At 68.5% G+C, this 18,223-nt stretch carries 10 protein-coding genes; 2 read left to right on the forward strand and 8 right to left on the reverse strand.

Annotation, left to right across the window (positions count from 1 at the left end):
• Positions 1-5: 5 nt before the first annotated feature.
• The gene (locus HDA45_RS32600) at positions 6-521 is read right to left on the reverse strand and encodes a hypothetical protein (RefSeq protein ID WP_184901837.1); all 516 of its coding nucleotides are present in this window, start codon (positions 519-521) and stop codon (positions 6-8) included.
• A gap of 698 nt (positions 522-1,219) precedes the next feature.
• Here HDA45_RS32600 and HDA45_RS32605 point away from each other — a divergent pair.
• Positions 1,220-3,343 (forward strand): tetratricopeptide repeat protein, encoded by a 2,124-nt coding sequence (locus HDA45_RS32605; protein ID WP_184901839.1) that lies wholly within the window; start codon positions 1,220-1,222, stop codon positions 3,341-3,343.
• Here HDA45_RS32605 and HDA45_RS32610 read toward each other — a convergent pair.
• Complete coding sequence (locus tag HDA45_RS32610; RefSeq protein ID WP_184906289.1) at positions 3,340-4,446, reverse strand: ThiF family adenylyltransferase; 1,107 nt, start codon at positions 4,444-4,446, stop codon at positions 3,340-3,342. The genes HDA45_RS32605 and HDA45_RS32610 overlap by 4 nt on opposite strands.
• 320 nt (positions 4,447-4,766) lie before the next feature.
• Here HDA45_RS32610 and HDA45_RS32615 point away from each other — a divergent pair, with 320 nt between their 5' ends.
• Complete coding sequence (locus tag HDA45_RS32615; protein ID WP_184901841.1) at positions 4,767-7,547, forward strand: tetratricopeptide repeat protein; 2,781 nt, start codon at positions 4,767-4,769, stop codon at positions 7,545-7,547.
• Between the two features lie 329 nt (positions 7,548-7,876).
• On the opposite strand, the gene HDA45_RS32620 is transcribed toward HDA45_RS32615, so the two are convergent.
• From HDA45_RS32620 to HDA45_RS32645, 6 genes are all read right to left on the reverse strand, one after another.
• The gene (locus HDA45_RS32620; RefSeq protein ID WP_184901843.1) at positions 7,877-8,851 is read right to left on the reverse strand and encodes a C40 family peptidase; all 975 of its coding nucleotides are present in this window, start codon (positions 8,849-8,851) and stop codon (positions 7,877-7,879) included.
• Between the two features lie 61 nt (positions 8,852-8,912).
• Complete coding sequence (locus tag HDA45_RS32625) at positions 8,913-9,980, reverse strand: replication-relaxation family protein (RefSeq protein WP_184901845.1); 1,068 nt, start codon at positions 9,978-9,980, stop codon at positions 8,913-8,915.
• A 130-nt stretch (positions 9,981-10,110) separates the two neighbouring features.
• Positions 10,111-12,678, reverse strand: a complete 2,568-nt coding sequence (locus tag HDA45_RS32630) for a type IV secretory system conjugative DNA transfer family protein (RefSeq protein ID WP_184901847.1) — start codon at positions 12,676-12,678, stop codon at positions 10,111-10,113.
• A gap of 68 nt (positions 12,679-12,746) precedes the next feature.
• The gene (locus tag HDA45_RS32635) at positions 12,747-14,714 is read right to left on the reverse strand and encodes a VirB4 family type IV secretion system protein (protein WP_184901849.1); all 1,968 of its coding nucleotides are present in this window, start codon (positions 14,712-14,714) and stop codon (positions 12,747-12,749) included.
• A gap of 6 nt (positions 14,715-14,720) precedes the next feature.
• Complete coding sequence (locus tag HDA45_RS32640) at positions 14,721-15,950, reverse strand: PrgI family protein (RefSeq protein WP_184901851.1); 1,230 nt, start codon at positions 15,948-15,950, stop codon at positions 14,721-14,723.
• A gap of 13 nt (positions 15,951-15,963) precedes the next feature.
• Entirely contained in the window at positions 15,964-17,856 is a 1,893-nt protein-coding gene (locus tag HDA45_RS32645) for a TrbL/VirB6 family protein (RefSeq protein ID WP_184901853.1), read from the reverse strand.
• Positions 17,857-18,223: the final 367 nt, after the last annotated feature.

Genomic DNA, 18,223 nt, shown 5'->3' on the forward strand with positions numbered 1-18,223 from the left:
GGAAGTCACCGACCCGGTTCAGCGGTGGGTGTCGACAGCACCGTCTCGATGGTCCGCCGTAACGACGACGGTGCACCGGGATGATCGGTCAGGTACGCCACCATGTGCGGGACAGGGGCTGGGAAGTCGTCGCGTCCCAGCGTGGCCACTGCGTCAGGATGACGCTGATACAGCTCGCCGACCGCCGCCGGGGCCAAGGCGTACCACAAGTCACGGATCTCATAGCGCCCGTCATCCCCGGGCCCGACTACGCGCGGCGGTGAACCGTCGGCGTCGCCCCAAGGGCCGCCGTCGTGGATTTCCAGGGTGTCCCCGCGCCAGGTGAAACGGTACTCGGTGCTGCTGTAGAACGATTCCAGATGGATTCCGATCCAGCGTGCGACAGGGGGGCGAAACCGCAGCCCGACCTCGACGTCGTTGTTCGGGGTGTGCAGGGTGGGGAACCGGGTTTGGTCCTCGATGACACCTAGTGGCGTCTCGTCGCCGGGAATGATGCCGGGGAATGCCGGTTTGTACGGCATCGCTACCCACACCTCGCCCTCCGGCAACACCCGAAGTGCTGCAGCACAGTCGGGAACGGTTGCGCGTGTTCCGTCCATAAGAGACACATCCCTTGGGTGGCAAGGTGCGCGATCCGCGCTAGACATGTCCAGGGACGCTCCATACACGTCGGGATGTCAAGCCAGTTATAGGTTTTGCCTCGACATATCCGTGTATTGTCATGCGATCGGGAATGTTCGGCGTTTGCCTCTACGGTGGCGCGAACTGACATACACGACAGGACAAGCGTTAGATGGAGCTATGATCCCAATCGAAAACGAAACCACGCGCACAATCGCAGACCTTGAAGGCCTTCTGGTGCGAGTGGTGGAAACTTGTTCGCGACTGTACTTTCCGCGCCAACTTGAAAGGTCTCACCACGTGACGGCGTGGTTTCCGGGCGATGTGATCACTCGACCGATGCTGGTGTCCGCCGTACTTGATAGCTGGCACCAATCAAAGCGTGACTGGTCTGAGGCCGAGGGCACTTCGCCGGCTGTCAGCAGACCCGCCCTGCGGCCTCTGGCGGCCAGATGCCGGGCCGCGCGAGCAGCGGTATGCCAGTAGCTCACGGCGTCGGTGATTTGTTCTGACCGACAGCTGTTGCGGCCGGTACTCCATCAGTGTGGTGCTGGATTCGCATGTCACCTCGTGAGCGGGATCAGGTCAGACTGGCTGCGTGGGTGATCAGCGCGGCGTGAGCAACATGATCAGCGAGTCTGAGACCGGACCGGCAGGGCGGGCAGGCAATATTGCGCAGGCCGGTGTTTCCGCCAGTGGTCAGGGAGGTGCGCCAGTGCCGCGGCAGTTGCCTGCGCCAGTGCGGGACTTCACCGGCCGAGGGCACCAGGTGGCCGCGCTGGACAGGGTGCTGGGAAACGACATGACCGCCTACGGAACGGTCGCCGTACTCGACGGTACCGGCGGAGTAGGCAAAACCAGCCTGGTTACTCACTGGGCGCACCGGGTCCAAGATCAGTTCCCCGATGGCACGCTGTTCGTGAACTTGCGGGGTTACGGCCCGAGTGAGCCGTTGGATCCCGCGGTCGTGCTGGCTGGCTTCTTGACCGGGCTCGGCGTGCTCCAGGATCAGGTCCCCGCCGAGCCCGACGCCGCGGCCGGGTTGTTCCGATCCTTACTGGCGAGCCGCCGGGTACTGGTGGTGCTGGACAACGCTGCTACGGCCGAGCAGGTGCGCCCATTGCTGCCCACGACAGCCGGATGCATGGCGGTGGTGACCAGCCGCGACAGTCTTACCGACCTGTTTGTTTCCGCAAGCGCTCACCGGATCAGTCTCGACCTGTTCGGATCTGTCGAGTCGTACGCGTTGCTGCTGGCGGTGCTCGGTCGAGTTCGCGTCGAACAGGAGCCGGACGCCGCGAGTGAGCTGGTCCGGTTGTGCGCCGGGCTGCCGCTGGCCGTTCGGCTCGCGGCCACCTGGGTCGCGTTGCGCCCGCAGTGGCGGATCGCCGATGTCGTCGAGGAGATCAAGGAGGATCAGCTCGCTGATGACGGCATCAGCGGGATGGTGGGCGAAGCGGTGCAGGCGGTGTTCGACTGGTCTTATACCCGCCTCGCCCCCGAGCCGGCGCAGGTTTTCCGCTTTCTCGGCTGGCATCCGGGCACTGAGTTCTCTATGCCTGCGGTTGCCGTCCTGTGCGGGCTGAACCATCGCGAAACCAACCGGTGCTTGGAAGCGTTGGCCGAGCTGCACCTGATCGAACCTGTGGCCCGGCACCGGTACCGGATGCACGATCTGCTCCACGCCTTCGCCCGCACGCGCGCCCGCCTCGACACCTCCGACGAGCAGCACGCCGCGCGCGAGCGGGTCCTGACCTGGTACGCCCATGTCGCGCAACTCGCCGACAGGCTGCTCTACCCGGGATTTCCGTCCTTAGACCTCGAGATCGACCGAGTCGGACCCACGCCGACCTTAGAAGACCGTGCCCGGGCTCTGGCGTGGTTCACTGCCGAACAACCCACCTTGCACGCCGCGGCGCGGACCGCACTCGAGTGGGAGTTCCACACCCTCGTGCTGGCTCTGGCAGCGACGTCACGCTTCCTCACCTATCTGTCCCGCCCGCTGTGGACCGTGCGGCTGGACATCGAAACGTTCGGTATCACCGCAGCTCGTGCTCTGGGCGATCTCGCCGCCGACTTCTTCCTCCGCGAATCCCACAGCGAAACGCTGAGCATGCTGGGGCGATGGGAGGAGGCCGAGGCCGGTTTCATGAGTCTCGACACACCACGCAATCCCCAGCGCTACACCGCGTTCATCGGCCTGGGTGGGGTCCATTGCAAGCAGGGACACTGGCAGCAAGCCCGCGACTGCTATCAGCAGGCGCTTCCGCTGGCGCGCGCTCACGGCCTGGCGCGCACACTGGCGGTCATTGAGGGCAACCTGGCCGCCGTCGCCATCAGGCTCGGTGAGTACGAGCAGGCGCTGGCCCACATCGAACGCGAACGCGACCTGCGGCACCAAGCCGGGGACCAAGTGGGCCACGCCCACAGCTTCTATCGCGCGGCGACCGCACAGTTAGCTCAAGGCCACCACGCCCCTGCACTGGAGTTTGCCGAGCGGGCGCTGGCCGGCTACCGGGAACTACCCGGCATCGACAAGCTGGTCGCGCGGGCGCTGGAGCTGGCCGCGACATGCCTCGAACACGTCGGAGACCTCGCCCGGGCCGCAGACTATCTGCAGCGCGCCGCCACCCTTTACACCGATCTCGAGCTCCCCGCGGATGCCGTACGGAAACGGTGGCGCGAGGTCACTGCCCGCGCCACCGCCCAGCCGGAAGCCTAACCGTGGCCCTCGTGCCTGCAGGTTGGGCAGTCCGGCCACGGCTGTTCCAGCCGCAGCGTGTCGTAGCCGCCCAAGGTCGCCAGGTTCAGGCCGTACTCCTGGTTGACCGCCAGGCCTGATGTCCCGATGATCAGGCGCTCTACCGCGTGCGCGGCGAGATCTCCGGCTACCGAGGCCGAGGAAGCGGTGGCCGCGTGTTCGCGCGTCATGGAATCTCCCGGCGCCCATGCGGTGCGTGGTGACACCACGTTTCGCCGGTGCTGCTCAGCGGCGCGCGCGCAGTCGTAACACGGTCCCGAGCCTGGACGGAATATCCCGATACTGATCCGTGGCCCGTCATACCCACTGTGCACCCAGGCCGTTCCTGTGGCGTGGCAGGCCTGGTTCGTCCACGAGCGGATCTCGCCCGTCGAGGGCTGATCCGCGGCCATCAGCAGCACATCGCAGGTGACCGCCAGGGCACGCAGCTGGTCTGGGCCCACGATGTGCTCCCTGGAACCGGTCAGCTCCACGTGGGAGTTGTGCTGCCGGAGCTGCTCCAGCGCGGCCTTGACTTTGGGCCGGCCGAGGTCCTGCTCGGTGAACAGCCCTTGCCGGTTGAGGTTGGACAGCTCCACCACGTCCGCGTCGACGCAATGCAGCTGCCCCACCCCCGACATCGTCAGCAACCTCGCCGCCGCGCCCCCGGCACCTCCTACACCGACGATCACGACCCGCGCCTGCCGCAGCCGCAACTGCGCATCCCAGCCACGACGGCCAGGGGTGCGATCCACCGAGCGCCAGAACGCACGGCTGCGGCTGTAACGTTCGCGCTCGGACCCGCTCAGTTCCACTTCGGAGGCATCCTCCAAATGGCCGGCAGTGTTCAGGCGGTCGACCGCCTTCTTCACCTCGCGGGGCGAGCGTGCGGGGAAACGGTGGACCAGCTCATCGGCGATCTGGCCCACCGTCCTCGACCCGTCGAGCAACGCCAGCAGCATCCACACCGACCCGTCCGGATCACGCAGACCGCGCGTGATTCCGGGCGTATTGCCGCCGATCCGCACCAGGCCATCGTCATACTTCACCGGCCGGTGCTCGAACTTGATCCTCGGACGCCACATGGCGCTCACCCTCCTTTCCTATCAGTTGTTGTCGTCGACGTCGCTAAACGTCGGCTCCTGCTCGATCTCCACGAACTCGATCACGCCACCCACCTCCCGTCAGATCACCGAGGCAGGCTCACCGCACCGGACCACTTGCTCCGATGTCCCAGATGGTCAAGGGAGTAGGCCTGCCGCTGACCACGGTGCGCCATTCAGCCGATCGGGTAGCTCCTCTCGGGACAACCTGGGAAACCCTGACCTGCTACCCCAACTCGGACTACGGTTCCCGATCTGGGAGGCGGGAGAATTTGGGATAAGCCGCGAGGGGGTCGCTGCGCGTGAAGCCGGAGGAACGGGCGAAGGATCGGTTCGTCGACCAGCTCAAGCAACTGCGGGAACAGGCCGGCCGTCCAACGCTGGTCGCGTTGGAGGCACAGAGCAAGGTCTGGCTCGCGAAGTCGTCCGTCTCGAGATTGCTCAACGGGGACTTTACGGACCCGCCGCCGTGGGAGCGGATCAGCGCCTTCGTGTCCGCATGCGTGCAGGTCGGTAAAAGCAAGAACCTGAGAATGCTGCCGGAGGACGTGCTACTCGAAGGGTTGCGGCATCGCCACGAAGCCCTGGCAGCCGCGCTCGACCGAATCTCGCGCCGCACACCGAGCTTGGTCTCCGACGACTGTGCGGTCACACAGGAGCCACAGCGGCGGCGCCGTTTCGGCGCGGTGCCACCGCGAGCCGGGGCATTCCAGCACCGCGCGGTGGCCGAGACCCTGAAGAGGGCAGTGGAGAGTGAGGGCACCGCGGTGCTCACCGGCGCCGCGACTACGCCGACGAGCGTGCTGACCGGATTGGGCGGAGTGGGTAAGACACAGCTGGCCGCTGACCACGCTCACACCGTGTGGGACTGTCGGCAGGTGGAGCTGCTGGTATGGATTTCCGCCCGCACCCGCGACGCCATCACCGCCGCCTACACCGAAATCGCGGTCGAGTGGCTCGACCAGGACCCCTCCGCCCCGGAGCGGGCGTCACGTCGGTTCCGGGAATGGCTTGCCGAAACCCCGGCACGATGGCTGATCGTGCTCGACGACCTCCAGGACCCCGCCGACCTGACAGGCCTGTGGCCACCGCACACCAGCGGCGGGCAAGTGGTGGTGACCACCCGCTGCCGCGACGCGACCCTTCACGGCGACCGCAGACACATCGTCGACATCGACCTGTTCACCGCACCCGAAGCCCTGGCCTACCTCACTGAGAAACTTCCGGTCCGCGCCACCGAAACCACAGAGTTAGGCAAGCTCGCCCAAGAACTAGGATTCCTGCCGCTGGCACTCGCACAGGCCGCCGCATATCTGACCAACAAACCTCTACTCGCTACTGCGGACTACCGCACCCGGCTCGCCGACCGGATAACCACGCTCGGGCAGATGCTGCCAAGGGTCGGGGAACTACCCGATGAGCACGAGCAGACCGTGGCCGCGACATGGTCGCTGTCTATCGAAGCCGCCGACCAACTCGACCCTGCTGGCCTCGCCCGCCCTGTGCTGGAGATCGCAGCGCTGCTCGACCCCGCTGGCATTCCGGTGACGGTCTTCACCTCCGACGCTATCGCCGCTCACCTCAAGACTCGGCTGGACCGCGACGTCACCCCCGAGGATCTAATAGGGGGACTGGAGTGCCTGCGGCGATTCAGCTTGCTCACTCTCGACCCCGAAGAGCCCCACCGCGGGATCCGCGTGCATGCCCTGGTTCAACGCGCAGTCCGCGACGTGCTCACCCCAGACATCCACGGCAGTCTCGCGCGAGTCGCCGCCAGCGCCCTGCTCAAGGCATGGCCAGACACCGATGTCGGTCAAAAATTGGTTCAAGCGCTCCGTTCGAACACCAGCACGCTGCAGGACGCCGCCGAGGAACACCTGTGGCAACCTGATGGGCACCCGGTGCTGTTCCGCCTTTCGGCCAGCCTCCGCGAAGCAGAATTGCTAGACGCAGCCATCACAGCCTCGAAACGATTGCACCACCAAGCATTCAGCCGCCTGGGTCCCGACCACCCCGATACCCTCCTCGCTCGCCATGATCTCGCCTGCTGGCGTGGGTATGCCGGGGATCCGGTTGGTGCGGTCGCGGCTCTCGAACAGGTACTTACCGACCAGATTCGGGTGCTGGGTCCGGATCACCGCGATACCTTCGTCACCCGCCACGATCTTGCCCGCTGGCGTTGGTATGCCGGGGACCCGGTCGGTGAGGTCGCGGCTCTCGAACAGCTACTTACCGACCAGTTACGGGTGCTGGGTCCCCACCACCCCGACACCCTGACCACCCGCCGCAATCTCGCGGGCCGGCGTGGGGATGGTGGGGATCCGGTTGGTGCGGTCGCGGCTCTCGAACAGGTACTTACCGACCAGTTACGGGTGCTGGGTCCCCACCACCGCGACACCCTGACCACTCGTTCTAGCCTCGCTCATTGGCGAGGGCTTGCCGGGGATCCGGCTGGTGCAGCTGCGGCTCTCGAACAAGTACTTACCGACCAGTTTCTGGTGCTGGGTCCGGATCACCGCGATACCTTCGACACCCGCCACGATCTTGCCCGCTGGCGTGGGGATGGTGGGGATCCGGTTGGTGCGGTCGCGGCTCTCGAACAGGTACTTACCGACCGGCTGCGAGTGCTGGGTCCCGACCACCCCCGTACCTTGACCACTCGTTCTAGTCTCGCTTATTGGCGAGGGCTTGCCGGGGATCCGGCTGGTGCGGCCGCGGCTCTCGAACAAGTACTTACTGACCGGTTTCGGGTGCTGGGTCCGGATCACCCCGACACCCTGGTCACCCGCCATAACTTCGCCTGCTGGCGAGGGTTTGCCGGGGATCCGGCTGGTGCGGCCGCGGCTCTCGAACAGGTACTTACCGACCAGTTGCGGGTGCAGGGTCCCGACCACCCCCACAATCTGGTCACCCGCCATAACCTCGCTCATTGGCGAGGGCTTGCCGGGAATCCGGCTGGCGCGGCCGCGGCTCTCGAACAAGTACTTACCGACCAGTTACGGGTGCTGGGTCCCCATCACCCCGACACCCTCAGCACCCACCACGAACTCGCTCGCTGGCGGAACGACACGGCCGAGTACTGACAGCTCTCGCGCCTTGCCACTGAGACGAGTAGCAATTCGAGCGTGCGCGTTGGATGGCGCAGTCAGCTACGGCCGGCCGATCACGGCAACATGGATATTTGCTCTGAACTTCATGCGGTTAGAGAGTTCGCCCCATTGGCTTGCAGTAGAGGGTCAACATTTCGCGGTGAATGGGGTTGGGCTTAATTTTAGAGAGCCTGTAAATTGGCGTGCTAACCGCGCTCCGGAGCCAGCAACCCGGAGTATTTCCACGGCATCTGATCAAAAGATCAGGCACATATCATTTAGGTGTGGAACATGTCATGTTCCTCCGAAAACTACAAGTGACATTACTGTACGGGCCGTGTGGCGCCCGCGTAGTCGTCGCCGGGGCGTCGGTAGTCGTCGATTCGCACGGCTTGACCGAAGTCCGGGGCGTTCACCATCTTCCCGGCTCCGATGTAGATCCCTACGTGCCGGATTTTCGAGGGTGGGCCGTAGAAGACGAGGTCGCCTGGCAGGAGTTGTCCGTCGGGTACTGGTGGTCCTGCGTGGTATTGGGTGTGTGCGGTGCGGGGGAGCGAGATTCCGGCCGCGTTGTAGGCGGCCTTGGTGAGGCCTGAGCAGTCGAATCCGCTGTCACCGTTCAGCGGTCCGTTGCCACCCCACACGTACGGCAGCCCACGTTGCCCGCATGCGTAGTTGATCGCGGCCATCGCGGCAGCGTTCGGCGCCTGGATGTTGTTGCAGTCACCGGTCCCGGCCATCGCGGGCGAGGGCTGACAGTGGACCCCGGACACCGCGGCGACGATCACACGTGCCTTGTGCTCGTGTTGGGCGTAGGCGTTGGGGAATCCTGAGCCCTGCACGGTCTGTGCGGCGTCGTTGACGCTCATGGCCTGCCAGTTCGGTGTGGCGGTGAGGCGTTCGAAGAACTTGGTGGCGGCGTAGGTCGGTGTGGTGATCTGGTGCGGGCTGCCCCAGCCCATCGAGGGGCGTTGCTGGAAAAGTCCGAGGGAGTCGCGGTCGCCGTAGTGCAGGTTGCGGAGCTTGGATTCCTGCATTGCGGCGGCGATCGCGACCACCCAGCCGGGTTCGGGCACCGTCATCTGTTTGCCGACTGCGACGATGGTGGCGGCGTTGCCCATCTGCTCGGCGGTCAGGCCTGGAACGGTGCCGGTCCGTGTCCCGTCGGGCGTGCATATCACCGAACTCGTGCCGTTGCCGCCGGACAGCGTGCTGACAATGCCGGCTACTGCGGCGCCGACGAGCAACGGGATGGCGAGGACCACGGCGGCGACGGCGGCCCCGAGTTTGCTTCCCATGGCTGGATCGCGTTCCTTTCACGGCGATGGGACTCGTTTCGGGCGAGGTGGCGTTCCCGGGTCAGTGCTCGCCGCGAGCGATCCGGTTCGGCGTTGCTCGCGGTGGGATCGGACTCGGTGGTGGCAGCCGGTACGGCGAGGCAGCCGCGGCGTCGCTGCCCTCGCCGTCTTCGGTGCCGGGTTCGGCCGGTGGTGTGAGGCCGGGCCAGGCGTCGGCGAGGTCGGCGAGGGTGTAGCGGGTGCCGGCGCGGCTGGCGCGCGCGGAGGTCAGTGGCAGCCAGACCGCCTCGGCTGGGCTCGGATGCGGTGCGGCGGGGTCGAGCAGGTCGGCCGCGGCGGTGGCCACCGGCACCGCGCGAGGGTCGTCGAGTCCGGTATGCACCCGGGCCAGGGCGGTGCGGGCACCGGCTTCACGGCGGGTGGTCGGCAGCCACACCAGTAGCGGCGTCGCGATCCCGGTCGACTCGGCCAGCCGCGCGTATCCGGCCAGCTTGTGGCCGACCTTGGTCAGGGACTCGGTGCCGGTGTCGAATTCGAGAAACCACTCCACCTCACGGTGGCGGGTGCGCCAGCGGCCGTAGCCGTCGGGGATGACGAGGTCGCCGAAATGTCGGGAGCAGCGGGATTCCGACCACCAGGCCGTCACCGTCTCGTCGGCTGTGGTGTGGCGGGTGCGGGCGATGAGGGAGGTGAAGAAGTCGTTCACGCCGACGGTGTGGGCGAGGCGCTGGTTGTGGGCGATGGCCATGGCGCGGTCGTGCCGGTAGCCGAGTTCCTTGACCTCGAGGCCGTGTTCGGCGGCGAGCACGGCGGCTCCGGCCGGGCCGAGGACGTAGTGCATGGGGGCGGAGCCGAGCTGCTGGAACGGCTGGAATCTGCTGACGGCCCGCCAGAGGTAGAGGTCGAGTACCCGCTGGCGGGCCGATCGGCCGGAGGGGAAGGCCGCGGCCTGGATCTGGAAGCTGGTCAGGACCCGGTGCTCGTGCAGCAGAGCGAGTAGCCATTTGTCGCGGACGGTGAGTCGGGAGGCGAGCATGGCTTGGTGCTCGACCGAGCTGGCGGCGCGGACGGTGTGGCGTCCGGGAAGATGATCGCGCAAGGTGTGCTGGCGGGTTGTGGTCGTAATCAACGGGCGCCTCCCTCGAGTGTCAACAGGCTGTGGACAAGTGCTGTGGGCAAACCGACGCTGGCCACGGGCGAGACCGGGGTGGCTGCGGCTGTTTCCGTGTGGTGCGAAGGAATCCGCGTCGTGCTGGCCCTCAGGGGCGGGTGCGGCGTGGGTCGGTTCGGGGCGGCCGGGTCGGTGGAACCCGGCGCTCTGCCCGCGTCGCGGTGGTGGCCGTTGGGGTTGCGGTGCCGGGTGTCGGGCCGCTGTCGCCGCTCGTGGTGGTGTGTGCGCGGCGCTGGGCGCGGAGCGCGGCCCGGATTTCGCGGGCCCGCCCGGGAATCGGGTCGGGCAGCGGGGTGGTGGTCATGGTGAAGGGCTCGGTTTCCTCGCCGTGCACGACCAGCCGCGCGGCGGCGTGGTAGACGCCGAGGTGGGACAGGTCGTGTTCCGACAGGCGGGGTGTGGTGTGGCGGGCGAGTTCGCGGGCGTCTTCGGGGGAGGAGGAGTAGATGATTTTGTTGCGGGCGTTGGTGGAGAGGCCTTCCTTGAGCTCTCTCGACAGCTGGCCGAGGTGCTGGTGGGCGAGGATGAATCCGTTCCGGAACGCTCGGGCTTCGGCGAGCATGTCTTCCATGGGGTAGGGGAGGTGCAGGAAGTTGTGGCATTCGTCGATTACGGTGTGCGCGTCGGGGCGCAGGTGCTGTGGGACGCGGGCGCGGGCGGTGGTGGCCTGCCAGGTGCGCGCCACCACCAGCGAGCCGACCAGCCGCGTGGTCTCTTCACCGAGTGATCCTTTGGGGATGCGCACGAGGCAGATCCCGCCATCGTCGAGCACCTGCGAAAGGTCCACTGTGGAGCGTCCTCCGGCGATGGCTTCCTTCACGAAGGGGCGCAGCAGGAACGCGCGGAGTTTGTTCATCAGTGGCGAGATCACCTGAGAACGGGAGCTGTCGGTGAGTTCGTCGTACCACTCCCAGAATCCGCGCAGCACGGGATCGGTGAGCCCGGTGGTGATGCGGGAGCGGAACGCTTCGCTGGTGAGCAGTTTCGGGAGTTCGGCCAGGGTCGGCACGGCTTCTTGAGCGCGCAGGGTGAGGCAGGCGGCGCGCATGAGGTCGTCGGTGCGTGGTCCCCAGAACGCCGAGTACACGCGGCGGAAGACGGAGACGAGGTTGTCGACCTCGCGGTCGGTTTCCCCGCCCTCCAGCGGGTTGAGGATGGGTGGGCGGTGGCGGGAGTCGGCGTCGAACAGCACCACCCGTTCCGCGGCGCTGCGGGGGAGCCGGTTGAGGATGTCGGTGACCAGGTCGCCTTTCGGGTCGATCAGGACGACACCACGGTGTGCGTTGACGTCGTCGAGGATGATCTGGCCGAGCAGGGTGGACTTTCCGGAGCCGGTCGGCCCGATGAGGTGCATGTGGTAGCGGGCGTCGGCGAGCCGCAGCCCGACGGGGCGGGCGTGGCCGGTGTCGGAGTGCCCCAGTGGCATCACCCCGGGACCTGGGGCGGGGATGCCGGGTGGTGGGGCGACGGCTTTGGCTCCGGCGCGTTCGACGCCGGGGATCTCGGCGTCGGTGGGCAGGTGCGCGAGTGCCGCGAGTTCCGGGACTGAGAGCAGGTCGCCGCGGCCGAGGTGCCGGTCGGCGAGCGCGCGGGCGGGCCGGTGGAGGCGGGTGCGGGTGTAGTGGTTGTGGTCGGTGTAGACGGCGAACGCGGCCGCGAGCGCGTGCGCTCGTCCGCGTGCGGTGTCACGGGCCTGCCGGACGAGGTCGTCGGCCACGTCGGTGGGAAGGTCGGTGGCCACGGCGTAGCGGATGACAGTCTCGTATTGCGAACCGCGTTGTTTGCCGACGATCGCCTTGTTCTGTGTCGAATATTCGAGCGACAGCTGCGGATCCTGGCTGATGCGCCGCGAGTCCGAGGTCCGGCGAGCGCGCAGGGCTTTCGCACCTGGGGTGAGCGCGTCGAGAAGCCGCCCGCCAAGACGCCCCGACGAGCCTTGGTGGACCCGGCGGGCGGCGCGGCGGGCCCGGGCGACACGGCGGCCGGTGACAGGACGGGCGAGGATCTGGACGCATGCCCGCTCGTCGCGACCGAGCCCGACCGGCGCGCCGAGCAGACCGCGGATCGGATCGGCGTCGAATGCGGTGCGGATCGGGAGGGCCTCGGGGCGGGCGAGGCGTAGCTGGCCGCCGACGGTGATCCGCCGACGCCCGGTTTCCAGGACAGGGAAGGGTGAGGTGGCGGGGCTGGTGCGGGTGTGGGCGCCGGGCCAGGCGGCTTCGATCGCCCGTTCCACCAGCGACGGCGGGATGACGCCAGGGACCCAGAACTGGACGGTGACGCCGTGCTCGCCGAACCCGTACTCCATCGCCAGGTGCGGTTGTCCGGCCCAGAGCCGCCGCCAGGCGGGGCGGAGGAGGCCGACGAGGTTGGACCAGACCGCGGCCCCGCCGGCGGGATCGACGGTGGGCGGGGCGAGCACGGTGATCCGGCGAGCATCGGCCAGCAGCGCGGTGTGGCGGCGAGCGCGCCAGCAGTGCCGGGCCACGACCACGCTCACCAGGGCTGCAGTCAGGATCGGGACGGCGACTGGTCCCCAGGTCAGTGCCCAGTTGCCCGCGGCGGCGAGCAGGCGGCCGGTAACGCCGCCGGGGTCACGTAGGTAGTCACTCACGCCGTTCCGCGCCACCGGGGATGCTGCGGTGTGTACGGCCATGACGAAACTCCCTTCCGGGAAAACTCCTGCGAGACAAGGGAAAGTCGTGAAGCGGCACGAGGCCGGGATCAAACGGGGTCGAGGTCGACCTGTCCCGCGTCGTCGAACTCACCACCGTCGAACCCGGCATCGGCGCCGATGGAGCCGCTGGTGTCGACGGGGCCGAGGTCGATGTAGGCGTCGCTGAGGCCGGCGTCGGTGGCGTCGGGTTCGTTCTCGGCGAATTGTGCGAGTTCGGCGGGGTCGGTGGTGATGAGGAAGTTTTCCGTGGGCGAGGCCAGCGATTGGAACGAGACTCTCTGCGGACCCGAGGACAACAAGCCCTGACCGCGGTCGGCCGACAGGAGGAACCGCCGCTCTCCGGCGGAGAGGTCGAAAGACTCGGCGATCTCGTCGATGGCCTGCGGCGCAGCGCGAAGAAGTACCTGGGTGGCGGCGTTGCTGACGATGGCTTTGCCCAGGTCGCTGCCGAGCAAGTCAGCGGCGTCCTGGGTTGCTGTGGTGAGCCCGCACCAGTGTTTGCGGGCGGCCTTGGCCAGGCGCAGCAGGAACAGCGCGGCTTCATGCTGGCGCATGAGGACTCCGGCTTCGTCGACCACGACCAGCCGGGGCCGGCGGTCGGCCGGGTTCGAGACGCGCCGCCAGACGGTGTCGAGCACGAGCAGGGTGCCGATCGTGCGCAGTTCGTCGGGCAGGTCGCGCAGGGAGAACGCGACGAGGTGCCCGTCCGGAGTCGTGGTGGTGGGTCCGTCGAAGAGATCGGCGAACGAGCCGTCGACGAAGGGGTGCAGCCTGGCGGCGAGGTCGGCGGCCATCGCGCCGCCGCCGTCTCCGGTGGCGGCGAGGACGTCGCGCAGGTCGCGCAGCAGCGGTGCTGGGCGGGTCCAGGTGCGGGTGTCGCCGGTGATGCCCGCGCGGTGGTAGGTGGCGGTGATCGCGGTGTCGAGCACGGCTCGTTCGGCGGCGGTGATCTCCGTGCCGAAGAGCACGGCCAGGACTGTGTGCAAGAACAAGCTGCGTCGCTTCAACGCGTCGTGAGGTGCGGTGCGGCGTCCGTTCGCGCCGAGGTGCACGGGCAGGTCGAACGGGTTCAGCCGGACTCCGCCCGCGCCGAGATGGATGTAGGTGCCGCCGATCTGGGAGGCCAGCCGTGCGTACTCGTCTTCGGGGTCGATGATGAACGCCTGTACTCCGTGCGTGGCCCACCCGTTCTCGTGATCGCCGAGTCGGCGGTAGAGGCTGCGCAGGGTCTCGAGCTTGACGAAGTACGACTTTCCCGCGCCCGACCTACCGAGCACGACGGAGTTGTAGTTGTCGCAGGCGAACCGGTCCCAGTGCACCAGCCCCGAGCTGCCGACGTTGTAGCCGTAGAGGACGCCGGAGGGCACGGAGGTGGTCGGGTCGGTCGGAGGGAGGTCCGGCGAGGTGAACGGGTAGGCGGCGCTGACCGCGGCGGTGTCGAACGTTCTTGTCAGACCGAGCGGGTCGAGTCCGAGCGGCAGGGTGCTGACCCAGCCCTGCAAAGCCCGGTAGGTCGCGGGTTTGGCGTCCAGCAGCAGGGACGCGCACAGTGAGCGCAGCGCGGAGACTTCCTCGGCGAGTGAGGTCTCGTCCGGGGCGTGCGCAGTGAGGTACAGCCCGAATTTGAAGAGTTTCCCGTCGCCGCGGGCGATGCTGCGCGACAGGTCGGCGGCGTCCTCGGCGGCGGCGTCGAGGTCCGGGTCGTCGAGCCGGTCGTGCCGCGCGTTGTGCCGGCGAGATGATTCGAGCTTGGCGCGTTGCTTGCGCAAGCCGCTGGCCGCCGTCGCTGGGTCGACGGGCTGGACGTGGACCGAGACATCCAATCGTGCCGGGTAGGTCAGCAGCGGTGCCAGCCAGCCGGGGTAGACCTCCTGCGGATACCCGGTGACACCGAAGCTGGCGACGAATTCGTTGCCGACCTCGAGGTGCCGGGCGGACACCGACAGCGCGTCCGGGGTGAACGCTCCCGCCGACCCGGAGCGGGCAGCCGTCCCGTGGTTTCTGGTACGTGCCATCACGGTCTACCTGCTTTCGATCTCGTCGTCGTAGTCCCAGTCCTCGTCCTCGGACAGCCACGGTCCCGGCGCCGGCGAACGACCGGAGCGCGGTACGCCAGTGGAGGGCAGCGGCGTCGGGGCCGGGGGAGACGCCGCCGCGACGTCGTCGGGGCCGTAGAGGTCGGTAAAGGTGGTGCTGGAGGTGACGACCTCGTCGGCCCCCGCCAGTACGGCCGAGGGCGGCAGGAAGGTGTCGGGGTTGCAGGCCGCCGCGAGTACACCGGTCGCGGCGGCGGCGTCGAGCGGGGTGGCCACGATCCCGGCCGGGGTCAGCAGCTCGATGGCCTCGCTCAGGCGGCGCACCAGGCGTTGCTCGGCGGCCTGCCGTAATCCGTTCTCCACCAGTCCGTTGCCGTGGCGGTGGTGCCGCCACGGCAGCACGCTCGACGCGGCGGGGGCGGAGCCGGTGCGCAGCGGTTCGCGCAACACCAGCAGCACTTGCCGGCGGAGCAGATCCGCCTGGGCGGTCAGCTCGGCGAGGTAGTCCGCGTGGTCCCGCGCGGCCGCCTCCAGCGCGGGGTGCGGGAGCCCGCCGGCGTGGACCCGGAGTTCGGCGATCTGTGGGGCGAGGTCGAGCCGTTCGGCGCGGATGAGGATCTGCACGGGCGCGGTCAGGGAGTGCAGGTAGCGCGCGAAATTGGCGACGAGCGCCTCTTGTTCCCCGGGTGTGCGCAGCGAGAAGTTGACGGTGCTGCACACGGCGATGACCGCGAGCCCGTCGGCGCCGAGGTCGACGATCCCGGCCTGCGCGCCGGTGTCGGCGACACCGTGGGCGGGCAGTTCCAGCGGTGCCGGGGACACCGGTTCGGCCCCACCTGATGACGGGCGTCGTCCGCCACGGCCTCGGGTAAGGGTGTCGGTGTTCTGGGCGGTGAGCCAGGCTGGGGCCGAGCGGACGCCGTCGGGCGCGGCGACCCGGTGCCGCGGTGACAGGTGCTGGCGGATCGCGGCGAGGACGAGTCGGTCCAGAGGCAGACCGTCACGCTGCCCGAGAGCCAGTACGGCGGCCGTGATCCCGACCGGGATCGCGACGATTAGGAACACCGGTACCGGCACGAACCCACGGGTCAGCGAGTACAGGCCGTAGAGCAGCAGGCCGGCGACGCCGAGAATCGCGAGCTGCCGCGCCGTCAAAGGCCCGAGCACCCGGTCCGGGCGGTCGACGTCGGCAGGCACACGTACGGGAGAAGTCATGGCGAATCGGTCCTCACTTCGTCTTCGGACCCCGCCGGTTCGGCAGGTCCAGTGGCAGGCGCAGTTGCGTTCCGGCTCGCCGCTTCGGCGGCGGGGACGCGCTCGCTCCGCTCACGGGCGGCGGTGTGGGTTGGCGGCGGACTCCGAGGGGCAGCGGGTACTGGCCGGAGGCGAGTGACCGGTTGCCGGTGTAGGCATCCCGAGCCGGGCGGCGCGGGGCGCGTGCGGCGCGGTTGATCTGGCCGGACGGGGTGATCAGCCCAGGCCCGGTCTGCCGCGGCGGCTTGGTGGGCGCCGGGTTGGCGAGGTCGTCGGCCAGCGACCGCCGAGGCGTGGCCGGTGGCGCGGGACGCAGATGGATCGGCAGCATTCCCGTGCTCGGCGCGATCAGCGCGCGCGGTAGGTGCGCGGGCGGGCGCGCGTTGCGGTTGACCCGCCCATCACTGGTGAGCAGCCCGGCCTGGGGTGCCGGTGGCGGCATGCCGGCGCCTCGCGCGGCGAGGTCGTCGGCCAGCGACCGGCGCCCGACCCGGTCGGGGTCCCTGCGGGTGGTGATCGGCAGCCCGAGCTGGTGACGGGGCAGCGCACCGGGCAGGGAGTTCACCGGGAGCGCCCGAGGATTCGCCGAGACCGCCTGCTCGTCTCCGGAGCCGCTCGTGGTGAACAGCGACATCTGACCCGGTCCGGGTTTCCTCGTCGCGTCGGCGCCGGTGCCCGGCAGCTCACCCAGACGTGGGGAACGGCCGGGAGAGGGACGTGTTCGGCGGACCCGCATCGGCACCATGAACTGGCCCGTGCGCGTCGACGGCGGATCCGCGGGCGCGGTGTCGCGTCCACGAGCACGAGAAGAGGTGCCGGGCTTGCGGCCCTTGCCGCCGAAGAGAGAGCCGGCGCCGCCGAGCAGGCCCATCGTCTTGTAGGCGATCGCGCCGCGCACCAGCGACCCGAGCATCGACCGGCCGCCGCTGCCGCGCAGGGGTCGCAGGCACCAGAACGGGATCTTCACCAGAACCCACAGCAGCGCGACACAGAACAGCAGGTTGGTCAGCCCGTTCAGCGTCGGACCGAACACGGTGAACCCGCCCGGGGTGAAGAACACCCGCAAGGCCACCGTCACCGCTGCGGCCTGGCCGACCGGGATGACCAGCAACAGCCCGTAGGCCTTCCACCAGAAAACGGCGACGCCCTCGGTGTGGGGGAGGGCGTGCCACATCAGCAGGATCGGCGCGGCCGCGATCAGCAGGATCGTCGCGACGACCCGCACGATGAAGGTGAGCAGCAAGACCACGAGCATCACCGCGAGCGCGAGCCCGATGAACAGCAGCCAACCCGCGCCGCCGTTGAGCGAGCCGAGGATCATGTCGGTCATCGCCTTGGCGGCGGTGTTCGGGTTGATCGCGCCGGTCATCAGCGCCGAGCTCACGGCGTTGGAGATCTCGATGCCCTGGGTCGCCAGGAACAGCGACAGCGTCCCGGCGAGGAACCCGGCCGCGAGCCGCGGCGCGATCTCCTTGATCGTGTAGCGGGTCTGCAGAGTCTCGTAGGCCATCAGGATCAGACCCGCGATCACGATGATGCTCCCGTAGAAGGCGAGCATCAGCTGCCACGATTCGTTCCATGCCTGGCCGATGCCGGGCAGAAGGCTCGGGTCCGGTGTGGACAGCACCGTCTTGCCCAGCAGTTCCAGCAACGGGTTCAGCGCGCCGATCACCAGGCTGCGGAAGAAGGTGTCGATGGCCTCGGTGACACACGCGACCGGGTCGGTGAACCCGCACTCGCTCTCGCCGCCGGGCTCGCGGGGTACTGGCTGTGGGATGCAGTTCGGTCCGTCGCACGGCTGGCTCGTGGGTGGCTGGGTGGGGAGAGTGCCGCACTCGGGCAGCACCGAGCCGGGGAAACACGACACCGGCGGCGCCGACGGCCCGGGAACCAGTGGCGTACTCGGGAGTCCTGTCGGAGGCGCGGGTCGCGGAGACGACGGCGTCGGCAGGAGGCACGCCGGTTCGGCAGAGCCTGGTACGCAGCTGGGATTGGGCGGTAGCGGCAGTACCGGTGGCTGCGCGGGCGCCAGCGGCGTCGCCGCTGCCACGGGTGTGGGCGCGGGGGAGGCCGTGGCGGTCAGCGCGATTCCGGTGACGGCCGCTAACAGCGGCGCCAGCACCGCGAGTGCGCGGGCCCACCGCCGCCGGGGCAGCCGGCGTCCGCGGCGGCGCCTAACGGGGGCTGACGGTGGTCCGAGCATGAGCCGGTCGTCGCGCCCCGATCCGGCGTCC

It is taken from the genome of Amycolatopsis umgeniensis, from assembly GCF_014205155.1.
GTDB lineage: Bacteria > Actinomycetota > Actinomycetes > Mycobacteriales > Pseudonocardiaceae > Amycolatopsis > Amycolatopsis umgeniensis.